Below are 20,901 nucleotides of genomic sequence, written 5' to 3'. Positions count from 1 at the left end.
ATCTGGAAAATTTTTTTGACCACAAATTGTGACACATATTGAGAGAGGTCAGGTTCCTTCCTAAAATACAGGCAACGACAAATTTTTTACTTTAGGAGGGACTATAGTTATGGGCAAAAAGCTTATGAGAAAAATGCTCGCTCTTCTTGCAGCTGTATGTATGCTTGCGTCAATGTCGCTGACTGCATTTGCTGTAGAAGGAGATACGGAGAGTACAGCGGCGGGCGTTACAGGTACTACAGAGGATCCGACAGACGGTATTCTTCAGGTTTGGCTTGCATATGAAGCCGACAATGGAAACAGAACTCTGCTTTCAGGCGGAACGTGTTTTCTGATTAACGAAGAGTATGTACTGTCAAACTATCATATCTTTGATCTTGATTCAGATGCCGGAAACGGAAAGACTCTGCGCGACGTGGCGGAACAGCTGCTGGGCATCGAAAATCTGGCGGACAATGACAAGCATCTGAAGATTTTTGTATATGCAAACAGAGATATGACAACAGAAGCGACAATCCATGAAAGCGTACAGAGCGCAACGATGGACTTTGTTGCACTGAAGCTTGCTTCAAAAATTTATGACAGAACACCTCTGGTACTTGGAGACAGTGACATTGCGTACCAGCAGGATGTGGTATACGCACTGGGCTTCCCGACAGATTCGATCGAGAATAAAGAGTTCAATACCAAGGCGGATGTTTCTGTTGTGGATGGAACAATCTCAAAAGTTACGACAAGAGAGAAAGCAGATGTGTTTGAACATACAGCGCCGTTGAATCACGGAAATTCCGGCGGTCCGCTGCTTAACCCGATTAACGAAGTAATTGGTATTAATACATTCAGTTACGGAAATGATGACGGACAGAAATATTATTCTGTACAGATTAATGCGATCAAGAGCGGTCTTGATACATTTGGCATTGCTTATGCGGACGGCACACATGACCGTGCGGTTATTGAAAGCGGAGACAGAGGTGTTTCCGGCGGATTGACTGAGACAGTAACAGTGGAAGATCTTCAGTCTTTGATATCATCTGCAAAAGGAATAACGGCAGATGGTTATACAACAGAGAGCTATAATACTCTGCAGGACGCGATTGTATCAGCAGAGACAGTTGCGGCAGGCAGCCCGACAGAGGAACAGATTCAGACAGCAATGGACGAGCTGTCAGCAGCAAGAAACGGTCTGGAATCTGAGGATATAGCTACTGTCGGCGATGTGGAAGAAGATACAAACTGGTTCCTTATCGGCGGTATTATTGCTATCGCAGTTATCGTTATTGTTGTTGTAATTATCATAATTGTTGTTGCATCCAGGAGCGGAAAGAAAAAAGCACAGGGGACAGTTCCGGGAGGCGACGGTGCAGTACCTCCGTATGTTGCTTCGGATGGTCCGGTTGGTCCGGCTCCGGGAGGAACACCTGGCGGATATTCAGGCGGTGCAGGATATTCGGCCGGCGGCGGTTATGCAGGAGGTATGGGATATGCTCCGGCGGCTGATGGAGCAGGCGAGACCACACTTCTCGACTCAGGAGCAGGCGAGACCACACTGTTAGGCGGCACAGGCAGCGCGGCATATCTGATCCGTAAGAAGAACGGGGAGAAGATCGCGATCACATCCCAGAACTTCGCAATCGGAAAAGAGAGAAGAAGAGTAAACTACTGTATCTCAGACAATACTTCAGTCAGCAGATACCATGCAGTTATTACGAAGAAAGGTTCGGACTATTATATCACGGACCAGAAATCAAGCAACTTCACATTTGTAAACGGCGTACAGCTCAGCCCCTACAATGAGACTCTGCTGACAGACCGTTCTACAATTAAGCTTTCAGATGAAGAGTTTGAATTTCATTTATCATAAATAGCTGCGCAGGAGACTGAGATGAGATTTGTAAGTATTGTACATAGTGACATAGGTATAAAAAAGAATACAAATCAGGATTCAGTCCTTATCAAAGAAGCGGTTACAGATTACGGCGAGGTGTTCCTCGCCGTGGTCTGTGACGGTATGGGAGGTCTTGCGAAAGGCGAGGTCGCCAGTGCTGCTTTGGTCAGGGCTTTTTCCGATTGGTTTGAAAACCGTTTCCCACTGTTTCTTTATAAGAGCAGAGCGGAGAATGGAATCAACCGTCTGGAGCTGGAAAATGATCTGAACCGGATGGTTGTTGAGGTAAATGCAAAGATTGCCGAGCATGGAAAACAGTTTCATGTAGCTATGGGGACAACAGTGGCAATGATTTTGTTTGTCGAGGGCAGATATTACATTATGAATATCGGAGATTCCAGGGTATACAGGCTGGAAAAAAATAAAATGATACAGCTGACAAAGGATCAGACCTTTGTCCAGAAAGAGATTGATCAGGGAAGGATGACCCCGGAACAGGCGAGAAATCATCCCCAGCGTAACGTACTCCTTCAGTGTGTAGGAGCCAGCGAAGTAATCATTCCCGAATTTGAATACGGAGAATATAAGGAAAATGAATTGTACATGGTGTGTTCAGACGGGTTCCGCCATCAGATTACAGAGGAAGAGTTCTGTAAAATCATCGATGTGGAAAAAATGAATACAGAAAAAGATATGCAGGATGCTGCAGTGTACTGTACGGAATTGAATAAATCACGGCAGGAGAAGGACAATATATCCGTCGTTCTCATCAAGACGTGTTAGAGGATAGAGTATGCTTGAAATAGGATCAATAGTAGACGGGAAATATAAAATATTGAATAAAGTCGGCCAGGGCGGCATGAGTGTTGTATACCTGGCCATGAATGAGAGAGCCAATAAACAGTGGGCGATCAAAGAAGTCCGGAAAGACGGCACCAAAGATTATGAGTTCGTAAAGCAGGGATTGATCGCAGAGACCGACATTCTGAAAAGACTGAATCATCCGCATCTTCCCAGTATTATCGATGTCATTGATTGTGAAGACACATTCCTCATTGTCATGGACTATATTGAGGGAAGGACGCTGGATTACTGGCTGAAAAAAGAAGGAGCCCAGCCTCAGGAAAGAGTAGTGGCGTGGGCAAAGCAGATCTGTGATGTGATGGGCTATCTTCATTCCAGAAAACCTCCCATTATATACAGAGATCTGAAACCTTCCAATGTTATGCTCAAACCGGACGGGCAGATAATGATCATTGACTTCGGAACGGCGCGAGAGTTTAAGGAATACAACTCTGAAGATACCAGATGTCTGGGAACACAGGGTTATGCAGCTCCGGAGCAGTACGGCGGTCATGGACAGACAGACGCCAGAACAGATATCTACAATCTGGGCGCGACGATGTATCATCTTCTGACAGGACACAATCCGAGTCTTCCGCCTTATGAGATGTATCCGATCCGGAAATGGAATCCGGCGCTGTCTTCGGGTCTGGAGGAGATTGTCCTTAAATGTACGCAGTACGATCCGAATAAACGTTATCAGTCCTGCGCGGAGCTGATGTATGCCTTAGAACATTATACAGAGCTGGATGCAGAGTATAAGAAAAAACAGAACCGGAAATGGAAGACATTTATTGCGTCCTGTTCTCTGACAGTAGTTTCGCTGGCAGCATGCGTGGGATTCCGGTTTGCTGAGAGTTCAGCCACAAGACACAGCTACGATTCGTATCTGAGGGTGGCGGCCACGGCGGCAAGTCAGGATGAAAAGGTGGAGTATTACCGCAGGGCGATTAATCTGGATCCTTCACGGGGAGACGCCTGGCTGAATCTTATTGATCAGTTTGTATATGGCGAAGATAATGGTGTGACAGACTCTTTTACCCAGGAAGAAGATATAACGATGAAAGAAATTCTTGGATATAAGGGCAGCGGCAATAAGAGCAATGAAGATTATCTGGAAGGAAATGAAGAAGCTTATGATGAATTCGCTTTCCAGATGGGACTGGCGTATTTTTACTATTACAACGGCGACGGAAATAAACAGCTGTCCCGGGCATGGTTTGAAATAGCGGGAGATGAAAACAGTACACTGCCTGAATCCAAGAAAACCCGCGCAGAATGTTTTGCGAAGATCGCCGGATATTATGCAAATCTGGATTCCAAGGATAAGGCCGGAGACAGGCAGATTACATACAAAGATTACTGGGACGATCTGGTAACTCTTACTGACGGAGACCTTACAGCCGTTGACAATGAGAGGACGGCGCTTGTTATGTACAATGAACTGGTTTACCAGATATACACAAATACAGTGAATTTCCGACAGGCGGGCGTGTCTGAGACAGAACTCAGAGATCAGCTGGATAAAGTGCGGGAAAGGCTGGAGGAAGGGTTTTTCTCGTCTGATGTGAGAGAGGATAAAACAAAGCTGCTCTCAGATATTGAGTCAGCGGAACGGCAGGTCACGACAGTATTTTCCGGTGAGACTACTTTAGAGACGGGAGGGGACGTAAATGCAGGAAACTGAACAGTTGATTTCGCTGTATCATACAGCCTTTATCGTCTTCCTTATCCTGACAATTGTATTTGCTCTTATAAGCGTTCTGATATTCTTTCAATTCAGGATCAAGGATGTATTTGATTTCAAAACAGGACGGGGCCAGAAACGTACCATCCGCCAGATGGAGGAGGAAAATGCGAAAACCGGGAAGCTTCGTCAGGAATACGCATCAGCGAATACCAGTTCTGATCTGTACCGGACTCCAAGCGGGGAGATACCTCCGGTCATCTATCCCAAGACGGAGCAGATGAACACCGGAACAGAACCTACAGAACAGACATATATGCCTTCGCGGCCAGCCCATATGCCCGATTCCAGAACTTCTCTGGACGGCAGAGACCAGACGGAAGCATTGGATAATCTTGCGGAGGGAAGCGAGGAAACAACACTTCTCCGAGAAAATGAAGGAAGCGAAGAGACAACTCTTCTTGGCGGAAACAGCGAACCCGCCTATTCTTCGGAAAGCGAGACAGTGGTTCTCAATCAGGATATGCTGGCGGCGGCAATGGCTAAATCGGTGGGAAGATTTGAGATTGTGAAAGAAAGTATGTGGATCCATACGGATGAGAGGATCTAGCCTTTAACAGAGAAGAATCCGGTTTAGAAATCCGTCTTTTGAAAAACGAAAAGAGAAAAGAGGAAAATTTATATATGAAATTTACAAGAATTATTTTTGCCGGTATACTGGCAGCTTTTGCAGTATCGGCCGCATCTGCCCTGCTTATCCCATTTGCTCTGGACAGTGAGGGAAACCTGAACGGGGCAGGATATGCGGCAGGCGTGATGTTCTGGGCAGGACTGATTATCGGGTGCGCCGGATATACAGGGATTCGGATCAGAGAAGATCAGAAAATCCGGGAAAAGCTCTGTAAAAGAAAATTGCCATCGGCACTGTGCTTTTTCAGCAATATTCCCGCAGCAGTTATGGATTGTCTGCTGATTGCGGGAATTATCGGTACAATATGCTGTACTGTAAATGAATCTGCAAATCAGATGGCGGCAGCAGTATTTCTGCTGTTTGCGCTGGCGGGGATCTACGCACATTTCCTGTTGAACGGGAAATTGTATCAACATATATGGAACAATAAATCAAATAAGAAAAAAACAGCTTAAAAGAAAGGAATGAGAAACATGAAGAGTAAAAGAAAAAGCTGTAAAGAAAGGATATGTGCTCTGCTGATTGCGCTGGCAATGGTGCTGACCGGGGTTATGCCGTCAGGAGCTCTGACAGCGAACGCGGCGCCGGGCGCTCTGACAGATGTGGAATTTACAGTTAGAGACGCTTCATCCAGGGATGAGTTAAGCAATCTGACAATTACAGTAAAAGACAAGGATAATCAGGAGGTGGGAAAACTTACCCTTCCGAATGAGGAGAATAAAAATACAATTTCACTGACAGAAGGTGAAACATACGCATATGAGATAGTGAAAAACGGCTACAATACCGTAGAGGATGAGTTTACAGTCAAATCATCTGACGAAGAAAATCAGATCCGCGTATGGATGACGATGTCGGCGATTGAAATTGAACTTTCGGGAAACCTTACATATGTGGGAGATACTGCAAAGGTATCTGTAAAAAATCCGGTTGCGGGAGCGCAGTACAGCTGGCGTTCTTCTAATCCGAATGTCGTGTCAGTAGATGCAAATGGAAATGTAGAAGCAGTCGGAAAAGGATCGGCTCAGATTACAGCGTCCTATAATGGAAAAACATCGAACAGAATTGAAGTATCCCCTGAAAAGAGAGACCTGAATATTGCACTCGAGGTTCAGATCAACCGGGACAAAAAGAATAATCCTGAGTCCGCGACCTTCAAAGTTACAGGACTTCCGACGGATGTAAATGACGGAAAAGTTACTTTCAGAGTAAATGGTAACGATGTAAATACTGCAGACGTGAAGTCTGATACAGTTGAGTGGACATATGCGGAATCGGAAAAGCTGATCGGCAAGGTGGTATTCGGAGCAGTTTACGCAGAAAATAAGAAATATAACGAAAGTACTGCGCCAAACGTGGAATTTGCCGGACTTGACTGGGATTATGACCTGATATTTGAAGATAGTACAAACAGTCAGGAGAATCCGAAATTAGTAACAAAGGATATTGAAAGCAAAGACAAAGAAGTTACTTTTAATATTAAAATTGACAGAGATTCATTGAAGAACAGAACTCTTTCTTATAAATCATCCAATGAGGACATTCTTCAGGTAGACAACGAAGGGAAAGTTACCGTAGTCGGAAACGGCGAGGCTTATATTACAGTAACAGCAGGAAGGCACGGCAATTATCTTGAGACAGAGAAAAATTATTATGTATATTCTCAGAAACCGGTTGATGTTTCAAAACTTAATTTGAGTGCAACACCGGTTACAGACAGGATTTATGACGGTACTACGAAAGTACAGATAACAGCAGTTCTGTCACAGGCTGATCTGGAAAGTCTGGGGATCTTTACAGGAGATCTGGATACGGCAAAGGGCCTGATATTTAAACTGACAGGCGATATTGCGTCGGCAGACGTACAGACGGTTCCGTATTCAGCGGTAACAGTAAAATCTGTGGATGATATTCTGGCGACAACAGCGGATGGCGATGAAGTTTCCGTAAAAGACCGGATCGAAGCGATTAATTATGAAGGAGCAGAATTTGCGGCGAGCGTAACAGTCGTGCAAAGAACGGTGTTCCTCGGCGCCAGAGATTATAAAGTAATTTACAGAAAAGAAAATGTCATTGACAAACTTTCTCAGAGCAAGAATATGGTATATGCCGTTGAAGCCGATGAGGATACAGGTATTGTAAACGGGGATTCGGTTGATATGACGGCATTCCGCGCAACATGCATATATGGCAGAGACTATGAGTATGTAGAGGAGGTTTACGATTCCGCAATTATTCCGAACATGGAAACTGTGGAAGATACGACAAATTATCATTTTGAAATCTCCCAGGAGCATGCAGGTACGCTTACAGTGCTCAGAGAAGAAATGACACTGGAAGAAATGCTTGACAGTATAACCTTCAGTGCAGAAGGCGGCACAGTATATTCTGATGAAGACGGAAATATGTGGGTCAGCGGCGGAACTTTGAAGGCGTCCTTTACCGACTCGGGAGTTGGAGAATACTATAATAAAATTATTCTTACAGTCAGAGAGGGATGGCGTGACAGAGAGTACAATCTCTGTGAGGAAGGGTATGAACTTCCGGAGGAAAATACAGAGATTGAAGCAGAACTGCGGCTGCAGAAAAATACCTTCCCGCCCAGTAAAACTCCGGACAGAGATTTTACTTTTACAGTAGATACGACAGAACCGGACTTCACATTTGGTGAATGGGCAGGTAAGACGCAGGTGTCCGATACATGGCTCGGGGCGATTACGTTTAATAATTATCAGAAAACAGAATACTCTATTGAGGGTGTTAAGTGGGATGATGATAAATCGGACAGATGGCAGGAAAGCATAACACAGAGTGGTGTAAAAGAATGGGAATACTACATATATAAAGTAGATACTGATGATCAGCTGACAGAAGAGAATCTGAAACAGGTTGCACAAACAGCAGTATGGACAGAAGGTTCCGGAGATTCTATTCCTGTTATTACTGGAGAAAACGGGGAACTTAAAACTGTACAGGGAAATTATATTGTTCTCGTAAAAATTAAAGATAATGTAGATAATACGGCAATATATTCATCCAATGGTGTTGTTCTTGATGTAACGGATCCATCCATTGCAATTACACAAGCAGATGGAACAGCGATTAATGAAAATACTTATTATAATGATGCAATTGATTATAAAGTAACGCTGACAGACGGAACGATTTCTTCCGGTCTGGATCGCGCGGTTGTGAAACTTTTTGACGGAGAAGAGGAGATCCGCGGTGAGAGACAGACGGTTGAGATTGATGACAGAAATGTGAATTCTATGTCTGAAGAAGGATATACACTTTCTGAAATCAAAGAGCGTTCCCAGTATACAATTACCGGAACAATCGACCGGCACAGCAATAATCTCAGACTTGAAGTTACAGTATATGACCAGGCAGGGAACAGTTTTACAGACGAGCAAAGTCTGAAGATTGATTTAAAAGCTCCGAAGATTAAAGTTTCCTACAACAATGATACGGATGTTAAAAATGAAAGATACTTTAATACCGACAGGGTTATGACTGTTAAATATGAAGAGAAAAACTTTGATAAAAGCGGCATAACGTTCGACGTCAAGGCAGGAGCAGACATAGACAGCATGATCCTTTCCGAGAATGTGTCGCTGAGTGAACTGTCTTCTACATTTGGAATTAAAGTAGGAGAAATTGAAGACAGCCAGTCAGAAAGAGATATCAGATCGTATGACGATGATCGTGTAAATACTCTGACTCTGACGTTTTCCAAGGATAAGGAGTATTATATTGCACCTCATTATAGTGATCTTGCCGGAAATACAGAAGACGGAGATGTGACATACAACATTGATAAAGATGTAAGCGAAGATGTGGCTGAGATTATAAAAAATGAATTTGTCATTGACAAGACTGATCCGGTCATTAATGTAACTTACATGAAAGAAGGCGGCAGCGTATTTGTCCCGAAGACAGAACTTTTTGAAGATGGAGACAGGGCATACAGCACAAAAGCTGTCACGGCAACGGTAACGATTGATGAAAAGAACTTCTATCTGGAGGAAAAAGGAGAAAAAGCTTTTGCAGCGGATCAGTTCAGTTTTGAAGGAACAAACGGGGTGGATTCTTCGGATCAGAACATCAAAGATGTAAAAGCAGAGGATTATCTGAAAGTTGCTGAAAAAACTGAGGATACAAACTGGAGTACGGTGGGATATGTAAGAACAAACGGTAATTTTATATTCAGTACAGACGCGAATTATACGTTTACATTTACCTATACGGATCTTGCCGGAAATACAGTTACCTATAACAGCGCTTACTTTACTGTGGACAAACCGGAGACAGACGCTCCGAAAGGAACCATAAGTCTTGATAAAGAAGGAAGCATCTGGGATAAGGTATGGAAAGCAATTACATTTAATATCTTCCGCAATGATTCCTATCAGGTTGATATTGACGGAACAGATGATATTTCCGGAGTAAAAAGCATCGAGTATTTCAAGACGCCGGATCCCATTTCTGAAGATACGAATATGGAAGGTCTGAACTGGAGAACGCTGGATGTGACAGGAGAAAAACCTGCCCGCGGCGGAAGCTTTACAGTTTCTCCGAATGAGCAGTTTGTTGTATATGAGAAGATTACAGACTATGCGGGCAATGTGACATACATTTATCCGACAAATGGAGCTGTAGCAGATGATACCCGTCCGGAGATCAATGTTACATGCACGAATCAGAATGCGGCACGTAACGGGATCTTCAATGAGGATGTACACTTTAGCGTAAGTGTAAAAGATCGTGTTGCAGGAGATACATACTCAGGAATTAAGAGGGTATGGTATACTGTGACAGCCGGTGGAAATGTTGCGAATGCAATTACGGAAGAGGATCCGGCAGGCAGACTGTTTACAGCAAAAAATGAAGCAGATCTGATACAGAATAATAAAGTGCGCAATGCTACATTTACAATCCCTGCGGCATCGTTTAACAGTAATGATGTAAAGGTACAGGTACATGCGGAGGATCTTTCCGGAAACATCTCTCACAGTGAAGTGATTCCGATTAAAATTGATATCACCGCTCCGACAATCAATGTTACCTACGACCTGAACAATCCGTCCAATGGCCGTTACTATAACGCAACCCGTACAGCAACGGTTACAGTGACAGAGCGTAACTTTGATCCATCGGCAGTTCGCTTCAATATTACGAATACAGACGGAACACAACCTTCCATCAGCGGATGGAGCCACAGCGCAGGAGCAGGCGTATCTGACAGCGCAACACATACCTGTACCGTAACATTTGCGGCGGACGGAGACTATACCTTTACGCTGAACACAACGGATCTGGCAGGAAATACCTCAAGTTATGGACGTGTAGATGAGTTTACAATCGACCAGACAGACCCGACCATCCAGGTATCATATGATAACAATAACGATGCGGAGCCGGGATACTTTAATGCATCACGTACCGCGACAGTAACGATTAACGAGCATAACTTTAACGCGGCAGATGTAAATGCCATGATCACAGCCTCACTTCAGGGAAGCGGAGCTTCCGCGCCGGGTCTGAGCGGATGGACAACAAGAGGCGACAGTCATACCGCAACAGTAACATTCTCGTCGGATGCGGACTACACATTTGATATCGACTACACTGACCTGGCAGGAAATGCCGCGGCGGATTATACGCAGGACAGCTTCACAGTCGACCAGACAGCGCCTGAGATTGAGTTCTTTGATATTACAGACAAGTCAGCCAATAAAGGCGAGGTTGCTCCCGGTGTCAGATACAGTGATATCAACTATACGGAAAGCGGAGTTGAGATTACATTGACAGGCGCGAATAACGGAGATGAGTCAGTAGACGGTATACGTTCCAGTATCCCGAACGGTCAGAGCATCAAGCTGGAGGACTTTGCCCATGAGAAAGAAGTGGATGATCTGTATACCATGACCGCGGTAGTTACCGACAGAGCGGGCAATGATACAGAACAGTCCGTAATGTTCTCGGTTAACAGATTCGGTTCCGTTTATGTAATGTCAACTGATACGCAGGAACTGCTTGACAAAGTCTATACAAATGAGGAACAGGATCTTGTAGTAACAGAGATCAATGTGGATTCACTTGTATTTAACGGTATTTCCAGCGGACGCGACGGAAATCTTACTACTCTGACAGAAGGAGAGGATTATACGGTAAGAGAAAGCGGAGCGGAAGATTCCTGGAAGCAGTATACTTACACAATTGATAAAGAGAACTTTGAAACAGAAGGAAATTACACCGTAACGATTGAGTCGGAAGACCAGGCTGAGAACCTGAGCAGTACTCAGGTTAAAAAGGTTCAGAGCCCGACGGATGAAACACAGCTGTATGAGCTGGAGTTTGCTGTTGATAAGACGGCTCCTACCGTGGTTCTTACCGGTATTGAGGACGGCGGTCAGTACCGCTCAAATGTAAGAGATGTTACGGTAAATACTTCAGATAATATCGCGATGGGTGATGTTAAAGTATATCTTGGAAATTCTGATGAGGCGACTACCTTCAGCGCTGAAGATATCCAGGCGGCGGACGGCGAGCTTACGTATACAATACCGAGTTCCAACACCAGACAGGATATCAGAGCGGTTGCTACAGACGCGGCAGGCAATACATCAGAGACGGAAATTAACAGAGTACTGGTGACATCCAACCTGTTCGTACAGTTCTACAGCAATACACCGCTGCTTGCGGGCTCCATTGCAGGCGTAGTGGTAATTGCGGCGGCTCTGTGGTACTTCCTGATCTTCAAGAGAAAGAAAGACGAGGAAAAACAGGCAAACAGGAGATAAGCAGTTAAGGAGCAGGCTGTCTGAATAGGAATATTTAGACAGTCTGCTTTTGCTATATGAACTTATAAAAAGAAACCGGAGGAAATGATATGCTGCGAAGCGGAGAAATAATCGGGGGAATGTATCAGATTATCCGGGAGATCGGAAAAGGCGGCACAGGAGTAATTTATCTCGGGTATCACCTGAGGCTCCGGAAACAGATTGTAATAAAAAAAATCAAGGACAACTGTGCCGGAAGAATCAACGTAAGGGCCGAGGCGGATATTCTGAAACGGCTGCACCATACTTATCTGCCGCAGGTTTATGATTTCCTTGCGGTAGGCACCGGAGTATATACAGTGATGGACTATATACCCGGCTATGATCTGCAGCATTATCTGGATAATGGCAGCCGTTTCCCTGAGAAAACTCTTCTTTTATGGCTGCATCAGCTCTGTCAGGTTCTGAGCTATCTGCACAGTCAGTCTCCTCCTATCCTGCACAGCGACATCAAGCCGGCGAATATTATGATTACGCCACAGGGGAATGTCTGTCTGATTGATTTTAATATTTCGCTGGATGGTGAGGAGACAACTCAGCTGCAGGGCCTCAGTCAGTATTACGCGGCGCCGGAACAGTATGAAAATGCCATGAGCATAATTCACGGCAGAGGCAGCAGGAGAGCGCTTGACGGGAGAATGGATATCTACAGTCTGTCGGCTGTATTTTATAAAATGATGACCGGATTGTATCCCAGCCCGGACAGAGGCGCCCCTTATCCGATTATGAACCTGGAGGTTCCCTATAGTGAGGGATTGAAAAGCATTATAAATAAAGGGATGGAGAAGGAGCCGGGTCAGAGGTTTCAGACAGCAGGACAGATGGAAAAAGCCCTGTCCCGGATAGAGAAGATGGATCCTCGGTATCGTCTGCTGGGGCGTCTGCAGGCGCTTCTGTGGGTTTTATATGGCCTGACAGCGGCAGGGAGTATTCTGCTTATATATGCCGGCTTCGGAATCTGGCAGAACGACCACTGGCAGAAAGCCTACAGTAGTTTTTATGAAGCGGTACAGAGCCAGGACGAGACGGAAATTGTAACCAGAGGAACCGAAATGCTTAATGATTTCATGATGCAGGGATATCTTGATTCTCATCCCGGAGAAAAGGCTGAAGTGCTCCATGCGCTTGGAGACAGTTATTACAGACAGGAACAGTATGAGGCGGCAGCGGAGTATTATGAGGATGCCCTGGATGAAGATGAAGATAACGCGCTGTATCTCCGGGATTATCTGGCAGGCATGGCAAGAGCCGGACAGTATGTGGATACATTGGCTGCCGCCTCAGAATATCCGGAGGCGGCACTGGGAGAAAGTGAGACCATGTTTGTAGAAGCTCAGATTGCCTGTGCCGGAGAAGACTGGGAACAGGCCCTGGATAAACTGGAGCAGGCTCTGGCACAGAATCCGGATGAGGAGCTGAGTGCAAGGATATACAGTCTGGAGGCAGATGTTTATACCAGCCTGGGAGATCCTGCTGCTGCTGCGGACGCCGCCGTACAGGCAGCGTCCGCGGATCCGGGAAGCGCAATGCTCAGGAAAGCGGGACAGACCTGTTTTGACGCGGGCAATGCTCAGTCCCAGGATCTGCTGAAGCGGAATTATTATGAGAGAGCTCTGGGGTATTACGAGACATTATGCGCGGCGCAATCACCGTCCTATGAAGATCAGCTGAACCATGCGCTGGTACTCCGGGCGCTGGGACGTTACCAGGACAGCCTGTATCAGCTGGAACAGATGAAGGCGCAGTATCCGGACGATTATGTGGTGCTGATGTGGATGTGCTTTAATTATCTGGATCAGTCTGCTTTGGAAGGCACATACGGTGAAGTTTCAGCAGACCTGAGTTTCTGCTATAACTCATGCCGTACCGCATATATGAATCAGGACACGGAAGACGAAAATATGGAGACGCTGATTGAAATTATGGATGAACTGGAGTGAGTGAAAGATGGCAGGGATTGTAATGATTGTTCTGGGAATTCTGCTGATTGCAGGAGCGACAGCCGGCATTCTGACAGGAAATCACATAATAAACGGAAAAAAGAAAAGGATACGGGAGGAAGTCTATCAGATTTATGACTAAAGAGGAGGGAAAAAGATGAAAAAAACAAAACCATGGAAAAAGATTACATTGATTTCTGCAGGTGCAGTACTGTTGCTGGCGGTGGTTATTGCCGGAATTCTGCTGATCAGCAGAGGATTAAAGCAGGAGACTTATAAGGAGTGTATAAAAACCGCGGAAAAATATGTGGCGGAAGAAAATTATGAAGACGCGATTGTAGAATACCAGAATGCGATAGAGGCCGTACCGGATGAGGACGACGCGTATCTCGGACTGGCGAAGGTATACCTTGTGCAGGGCAGAACATCACAGGCCAGGGTGACTCTGGAAATCGGTTATGAAAGAACCCAGTCAAAATCCATTATGGATATGATTAATGGAATAAATGATGGTTCTCTTCTGACGAATTCGCCACTGGAAGACAGTGAAAAGGAAACCCTGCAGCGAACCGGCCCGCTGTCATGGAATACGGCTTTTATTCAGAGACTGGAGAATTATACTTTTGAGGATTTCAGGGATGAGTACGGTGGTTTCCCGGATATTGTGTCAACTGCGCCGGGTGAAGTGAAAGTTGTACATAAGGATCTTGCTGCGACACTTTATTATGCAGATACGGCTGAGGATGACTCGATTGTTGATGACGAGAAAGATGAACCGGCGCAGGACAGTATGCCTGAGAAGGTGGAGCTGGATTCTGTCGGCCTGCTATTCAGCAATTTTGGCACTCCCGTCAGCCTTGCAGAATTACAGAGTCTGTCCAGCCTTCAGGTAGAACCGGTTAATTCAGGAGAACGGACTTATGTAGAGCTGACTACAGGATCAGTAATCATACATATCGAGACAGATGCGTCCGGAAATATTGTTTCGGAAAATCCGTGGAATGAGATCATTCTTCCGGATGCGAATAAAGACAGAAGCAGTAAAGGACAGCTTAACGGCGTAATAATTGACGCAGTGACCGGCGAGGGTGTTCCGGACGCAGAACTTACATTTGTTCTGGAGGAAGACAGTAGCGTGACAGAAACGCTTGTTACGGATTGGGACGGTTCATTTTCAGCTGAGCTGGAAGAAGGAATATACAATGTGACCATAACAGCAGAAGGATATCTGGAAGAGACGATTCAGTTCGAGATGGAAGAAGGACGAAATTACAGTGGCGAGCAGTTTACGATTTCTCCGGAACTGATGGCAGGTACAGCCCGTATTGTCCTGGAGTGGGGCGCGGAACCGCAGGATCTGGATTTCTATATGATGGGCGAAACAGATAATGGAGATGACGCGTTTGTAAGCTTCAGACACAGAACGGCTGATGCCGGAGGAAATACCATTGCCGAACTGGATGTAGATGACAGAGACGGATATGGACCGGAGACAATTACTGTTTATGATCTGAATGGTGTATATAGCTTCACTGTAGTGGACTATCGGGTTACATCTACTTTACAGCAGTACGGAGCAACTGTAAAAATTTATCTTCCGGATCAGAGCAGTCCGGAAATTATTGAACTGGATCCGGGAGCAGGCGTGGACAATTTCTGGGAGGTATTTGAACTGGATCATGGAGAGGTTATTGTACAGAACCGGGCCGGAGATGACAGCCGTCTGACGCCGGGAGCAAAATAATGGCATGACAGAAAATAACTTATAGAAAAGACGGATGTAAAAAATTTATGTTAATCGGAATTATAGTTGTAATATGCATAGCGGCGGCCTGCGTCGCCGCCTATGTAATACGTGCGGTAAAAAAGACAGAGCATCAGAAGTGTTATGACGCTGCATACAAAGTTGTGAAAGAAGAGTGTCTGAACAATGCGATACGAAGTCATAGTGAAAGGCAGAAAAACAGAAGGAAGCAGATGCTTTATCTGAAATGGAAAGACGGGGAAAAACAGGGATTTGTGTTCGATCCGGAGCAGCCGGTCCGGATCGGACGGGATCCTCAGAACAATGAGATCTGTATACGGGAAGGCGAAGTGTCTTCCCGTCACTGTGTACTGTATCTGTATCAGGGAAATATTTTTCTGAAAGACCTGAATTCCAGCAATGGGACCTGGATCCGTCAGGGCCTGTCCAGACGGCGTGTGCAGGGTGTGCGCCCGGTATATTCCGGTGACAAGATTATTGTCGGAAATATGACAATACAGGTAACTATATTTATATTTGACATGGGGTATATGTAAGGAGGGCGGCAGACCGATGATACTTATGGTGTATAACACGCAGATCTGCAAGGAATTTCTGCTTCCGAATGTCCACGACGCAGATTATACGATACATTTGCGCCGGGATATCTATCAGTTAAAACAGGATGTAGAGCTGAAACTGGAGAATTCGTCCGGCGGCTGGGAGCTCCTGAAAGGCGAGGACTATCAGATCGAGGCGGACGGGGCCTGCAGGGCGAGGCATCTTCTGCGTCATCAGAATATTGTTATTATCAGTACGCAGGCAGGAGACCGGTTTCAGATTATTGCGGTGGACTGTACGCTGAATTTTATGGTGATGGAAAAATATGATATCAGTTCCATGAAGGAAGTTTCTGTAGGTAAGAGCGAGGGAAGTCTGATCCGCTATCAGTTTATGGAACTGGTGTCCGGATCACACGCAGTATTTCAAAGGGAAAGAGACGGCTGGTATCTGAAGGATACCAGCCGGAACGGCGTGTTCTGCGGCAATCTCCGATTGCGGGGAAGCAGAAAACTTTCTTTTGGAGATACAATTGATATTTTCGGCCTTCATCTTCTGTTTCTGGGAAATATTCTGGCAGCTGGCGCTTATTATGGCGACCTGGAAGTGCGGGAAGATATTTTAAGGCCCCTTGAAATTGCCGGGATCAAAGAGGAATCCCGGGAGAACAGAAGAAAGGGCCAGGAGATATATTTTCACCGCGCGCCTCGCAATATGCCTGTGATTTACCGGGAAGCGGTAGAGATCGAAGCACCGCCGAACCCAAAGGTGGTAAAAGAAAAACCTCTGTATATGACTATCGGACCGGCATTTACAATGGCGATTCCCATGATGCTGGGCTGCGGGTTTGCCATATTCGGATCCCAGCTGTCCGGGTACACGTCCGGAGCGTTTATGTATACCGGATTGATTACAGCGGTTACTTCCGCCCTGATCGGTGTTATATGGGCGGTTTTGAATCTGAATTACAGTAAAAAAGAAAATGCCAGAGAAGAAACTCTTCGTTTCAATGCATACAGTAATTATCTGATTCAGATCGCTGACTCTCTCAGAGAGAATTACAGGCACAATGCAGCAGCTATGCTGCAGATGTATCCGTCGGCGGCTCAGTGTGCGGCCTACAACGAAAACAGCAGTGAACTCTGGAACAGAAACTATACTCATGAAGACTTTCTGTATCAGAGAATCGGTCTGGGCGATCAGCCCTTCCAGACAGATATTCAGATCCCGAAAGAAAAGTTTACGCTGATCAACGACACGCTTCTGGATAAACCGAAGATGATTCAGGAGGAATTCAGAACACTGCATCAGGTGCCGGTTGGAATTTCCCTGATGGAGAAGCGACTGATCGGACTGGTAGGCGGTGAAGGGAAAAAAGGCGCCGTGGAGCTGATGCACACGCTGGTGGCGGGAATTGCCGCGGGACACTGTTATACAGATGTAAAGATGGTATTTATCTACCGGGAAGAAAATCCGGAACAGATGGATAACTGGGAGTGTATGAAGTGGTTCCCCCATGTCTGGTCAGAAGATAAGAGCACACGGTATATGGCATCTGATGAACTGGAGACAAGTGATATTTTCTTTGAATTATCCAATATTATCCGGGAAAGAAGTCAGGACGACAAAAAGAACTTTGTAAAGCCGCACTATGTGATCTTTATTTCAGATCCTTCGATTCTGGAAGGGGAGATTCTGGCAAAATATATTTATGAAGCAAAGCCGGAATATGGTATTACCACGTTTCTGATGGCGGAGGTTCTGGAACAGCTTCCAAATGAATGTGAAGAGATTATTGAAAATGATACATACTTCAGAGGATATTATAACCTGCTGGACACCGGGGATAAGAAGCAGGCGTTTGTGCCGGATCATATCTCCGCCGCGCAGCTGTCGATATTCGGACAGACGCTGGCCAATATACGTGTGAATGAAATTGAGAGTACCAGTGAGATCCCGTCGTCTCTGGATTTCTTCAGCATGTATGGTGTTCATACGCTTGAGGAACTGAATGTACTGGATCGCTGGCGGAAAAACAGAACCTATAACAGTATGAAGGCGCTGATCGGGAAAAAGGCAGGAAATGCGGACTGTTATCTGGATATCCATGAGAAATTCCACGGACCTCACGGACTGGTTGCGGGAACAACAGGTTCCGGAAAGAGTGAGACCCTGCAGACGTATATTCTGTCTCTGGCAGTGAACTTCAGTCCGGAAGATGTAAGCTTCTTTATTATCGACTTTAAAGGCGGGGGAATGGCAAATCTGTTTTCCGGGCTTCCGCATCTGAGCGGCCAGATCTCCAATCTGTCCGGAAATCAGGTGCGCAGGGCCATGATTTCCATTAAGAGCGAGAATACACGCAGACAGAGAATCTTTTCCGAGTACGGGGTAAACAATATCAACCTGTATACCCGGCTGTATAAAAACCATGAGGCAAAGATTCCCATTCCTCACCTGTTTATTATCATAGATGAGTTCGCAGAGCTGAAGCGGGAGGAACCCGACTTTATGAAAGAACTGATCAGTGTGGCGCAGGTAGGACGAAGTCTGGGCGTCCATCTGATCCTTGCTACGCAGAAGCCCAGCGGAACGGTGGATGACAATATCTGGAGCAATTCCAAATTCCGGCTCTGTCTCAGAGTGCAGGATCGTCAGGACAGCAACGATATGCTGCATAAGCCTGACGCCGCGTTTATTACCCAGGCAGGACGCTGTTATCTGCAGGTTGGAAATGACGAGATTTATGAACTGTTTCAGTCCGGTTACAGCGGGGCGATCTATGAAAAGTATACAGGTAAACCGACTCAGGCTGCGGCTCTTCTGACCCGTACCGGAAAGGCGGAACTGGTTGGCGGACGGTCTGATAAGAAAGAAAGCCGGACTTCCGGGAAGAATGGAAAAGAGAAAACACAGCTGGATGCAGTGATCGAGTATCTGAACGGATTGGTGAAGAAAACCGGATACCATGAGACAGCGAAACTGTGGCTTCCGGTTCTGAAAACGGAGATTTATCTGGATGAGCTGGATGGATTTTCCCATGATATATACACAGAAGCAGGGTGGCCGGCACAGCAGGGCAAATGGCATCTGTGCACAATGATCGGTCTCTATGACGATCCAAGGCAGCAGGCCCAGCGTCCTCTTGTGATCGACCTGTCCTCTGACGGTCACCATGCGGTATGCGGTTCTGTAATCAGTGGAAAAAGTACGTTTCTTCAGAGCCTTGTGTATTCATTTCTTATGAAATATACGCCGGATATGCTTCAGATGTATCTGATTGACTTCAGCAGTCATATGCTCTCTCCCTTTGAGGAAGCTCCTCATGTGGGCGGTGTGATCTATGACAATCAGGAAGAGAAGCTGGCAAAATTTATACATATGCTTCAGACCATGATGGATGAGAGGAAGGATCTGTTTAAGGGAGGAAACTACAGTCAGTATGTGCAGGCCAACGGCGTAAAGCTTCCGGCAGTTCTGCTGGTAATTGATAATATGGCTTCTTTCCGGGAAAAGACAAAGTTTGTCTACGACGATATTATTCTGCGCCTGGCGAGAGAAGGGGTGGGATACGGAATTTATATGATCGTATCGGCAGCGGGATTCGGTATGTCAGAAATTCCTTCCCGGATTGGTGATAATATCCGTACAGTGATTTCACTGGAACAGGCAGATAAATTCAAATATATGGAAGTTATGCGTGTGACTCATCTCGGGATCCTTCCGGAGACGGATGTCAGGGGAAGAGGGCTGGCAGATGTTGACGGCCAGATTCTGGAGTTTCAGGCAGCGCTCAGCGTAAGAGCGGAGGATGATTTTGAACGGGGACAGAAGATAGAGAAAATCTGTGCCCGGATGGCAGAGGTATGGGAGGGAGCATGTGCTCCGCCGATTCCGGAGATTCCGGAGAAGCCGACTCTTGGAATTCTGTGTGAAGATGAGCGGTACAGACAGATCAGCGCGGGCAGAGATCTGCTCCCGATGGGATATTATATGAAAGACGCTGAGATATACAGTCTGAATCTTGCCCGGACATACTGTTATTTTATCTCCGGAAAGGCAAGAACCGGAAAGACAAATGCGCTGAAAATGCTGCTGTACGGGGCAAATCTGAAAGGTGGAGAGATCTGCATTATCGAGCGCGGAACTTCTGAACTGATGAAGCCGGCGAAAGAATACGGGGCACGGTATGTAAACGATGCGGCAGGACTCTTCCGGTATCTGTCTGATCTGCTTCCTGTATTTGCAGAAAGAAATAAAAAGAAAAGGAGCCTTCTGGAGTCCGGCGCGGACGAGACAGAGATCTTTGCTCAGATGAGCAGGGAAACACCGGTATTTATCTTCCTTGCCGATATCGGAGATTTCCTGAAAATGGTGTACAGTCCGGATGAAGGAGTGGGCAGCATGTCCGGATTTGTGGAGAATATTCTGGAGAAAGGAAGTCTGCACAATATCTATTTTATAGGAAGTCTGCGGGTGGAAGATGAGAGCGTACTGACTGCGTATAAGGCCTATCATTTCTTTACCGGATACAAAAAAGGTATGCATCTGGGCGGCAGCCTGTCTGCACAGAAAATCTTTAATTTCCAGAATATCTCATTTGCCCAGCAGTCCCGGGTTACAAAAAAAGGAATGGGATATGTTCCGGACGATGAGGAGGAGTGCAATGGAATAGAAGTAGTCGTTCCATTGGCAAAGAAATAGC

At 45.9% G+C, this 20,901-nt stretch carries 11 protein-coding genes; all 11 read left to right on the top strand.

Annotated features, from left to right (window positions below; all coding sequences use genetic code 11):
• The first annotated feature begins 109 nt into the window (after positions 1-109).
• The 11 genes from AC0QUU_RS01985 to essC all read left to right on the top strand — a co-directional run bounded on the left by AC0QUU_RS01985 (position 110) and on the right by essC (position 20,900).
• Complete coding sequence (locus AC0QUU_RS01985) at positions 110-1,864, top strand: trypsin-like peptidase domain-containing protein (RefSeq protein WP_474544386.1); 1,755 nt, start codon at positions 110-112, stop codon at positions 1,862-1,864.
• Positions 1,865-1,885: 21 nt separating this feature from the next.
• Complete coding sequence (locus AC0QUU_RS01980; RefSeq protein ID WP_474544385.1) at positions 1,886-2,671, top strand: PP2C family protein-serine/threonine phosphatase; 786 nt, start codon at positions 1,886-1,888, stop codon at positions 2,669-2,671.
• A 10-nt stretch (positions 2,672-2,681) separates the two neighbouring features.
• The gene (locus AC0QUU_RS01975) at positions 2,682-4,418 is read left to right on the top strand and encodes a serine/threonine protein kinase (RefSeq protein WP_474544384.1); all 1,737 of its coding nucleotides are present in this window, start codon (positions 2,682-2,684) and stop codon (positions 4,416-4,418) included.
• A complete protein-coding gene (locus tag AC0QUU_RS01970) occupies positions 4,405-5,028 on the top strand; it encodes a hypothetical protein (protein WP_474544383.1) in 624 nt (207 codons plus the stop codon). Before AC0QUU_RS01975 ends, AC0QUU_RS01970 begins: the two co-directional genes overlap by 14 nt.
• 74 nt (positions 5,029-5,102) lie before the next feature.
• Positions 5,103-5,564, top strand: a complete 462-nt coding sequence (locus tag AC0QUU_RS01965) for a hypothetical protein (RefSeq protein WP_474544382.1) — start codon at positions 5,103-5,105, stop codon at positions 5,562-5,564.
• An 18-nt stretch (positions 5,565-5,582) separates the two neighbouring features.
• Positions 5,583-11,912, top strand: a complete 6,330-nt coding sequence (locus AC0QUU_RS01960; protein WP_474544381.1) for an Ig-like domain-containing protein — start codon at positions 5,583-5,585, stop codon at positions 11,910-11,912.
• A gap of 89 nt (positions 11,913-12,001) precedes the next feature.
• Positions 12,002-13,891 carry a protein kinase domain-containing protein gene (locus AC0QUU_RS01955; protein WP_474544380.1) on the top strand — a complete coding sequence of 630 codons (1,890 nt, stop codon included), beginning with the start codon at positions 12,002-12,004 and terminating at the stop codon, positions 13,889-13,891.
• Between the two features lie 7 nt (positions 13,892-13,898).
• Positions 13,899-14,033, top strand: coding sequence for a hypothetical protein (locus tag AC0QUU_RS01950; protein WP_474544379.1), 135 nt, complete (start codon positions 13,899-13,901; stop codon positions 14,031-14,033).
• 15 nt (positions 14,034-14,048) lie between these two features.
• Positions 14,049-15,635 carry a carboxypeptidase regulatory-like domain-containing protein gene (locus AC0QUU_RS01945; RefSeq protein ID WP_474544378.1) on the top strand — a complete coding sequence of 529 codons (1,587 nt, stop codon included), beginning with the start codon at positions 14,049-14,051 and terminating at the stop codon, positions 15,633-15,635.
• Positions 15,636-15,682: 47 nt separating this feature from the next.
• On the top strand, positions 15,683-16,192 hold the full coding sequence (locus tag AC0QUU_RS01940) for an FHA domain-containing protein (RefSeq protein WP_474544377.1): 510 nt from the start codon (positions 15,683-15,685) through the stop codon (positions 16,190-16,192).
• Positions 16,193-16,208: 16 nt separating this feature from the next.
• Complete coding sequence (essC, locus tag AC0QUU_RS01935) at positions 16,209-20,900, top strand: type VII secretion protein EssC (protein WP_474544376.1); 4,692 nt, start codon at positions 16,209-16,211, stop codon at positions 20,898-20,900.
• Position 20,901 lies beyond the last annotated feature (1 nt).

Source organism: Mediterraneibacter sp. HA8405, from assembly GCF_056148955.1.
Note: the sequence above shows the minus strand (reverse complement) of the source record. Positions and strands in the feature narration are given on the sequence as shown.

Bases quoted from the DNA above. Each gene is read 5' to 3' on its own strand.
- AC0QUU_RS01985 (WP_474544386.1), top strand. From the start codon at position 110: ATGGGCAAAAAGCTTATGAGAAAAATGCTCGCTCTTCTTGCAGCTGTA.
- AC0QUU_RS01980 (WP_474544385.1), top strand. From the start codon at position 1,886: ATGAGATTTGTAAGTATTGTACATAGTGACATAGGTATAAAAAAGAAT.
- AC0QUU_RS01975 (WP_474544384.1), top strand. From the start codon at position 2,682: ATGCTTGAAATAGGATCAATAGTAGACGGGAAATATAAAATATTGAAT.
- AC0QUU_RS01970 (WP_474544383.1), top strand. From the start codon at position 4,405: ATGCAGGAAACTGAACAGTTGATTTCGCTGTATCATACAGCCTTTATC.
- AC0QUU_RS01965 (WP_474544382.1), top strand. From the start codon at position 5,103: ATGAAATTTACAAGAATTATTTTTGCCGGTATACTGGCAGCTTTTGCA.
- AC0QUU_RS01960 (WP_474544381.1), top strand. From the start codon at position 5,583: ATGAAGAGTAAAAGAAAAAGCTGTAAAGAAAGGATATGTGCTCTGCTG.
- AC0QUU_RS01955 (WP_474544380.1), top strand. From the start codon at position 12,002: ATGCTGCGAAGCGGAGAAATAATCGGGGGAATGTATCAGATTATCCGG.
- AC0QUU_RS01950 (WP_474544379.1), top strand. From the start codon at position 13,899: ATGGCAGGGATTGTAATGATTGTTCTGGGAATTCTGCTGATTGCAGGA.
- AC0QUU_RS01945 (WP_474544378.1), top strand. From the start codon at position 14,049: ATGAAAAAAACAAAACCATGGAAAAAGATTACATTGATTTCTGCAGGT.
- AC0QUU_RS01940 (WP_474544377.1), top strand. From the start codon at position 15,683: ATGTTAATCGGAATTATAGTTGTAATATGCATAGCGGCGGCCTGCGTC.
- essC (WP_474544376.1), top strand. From the start codon at position 16,209: ATGATACTTATGGTGTATAACACGCAGATCTGCAAGGAATTTCTGCTT.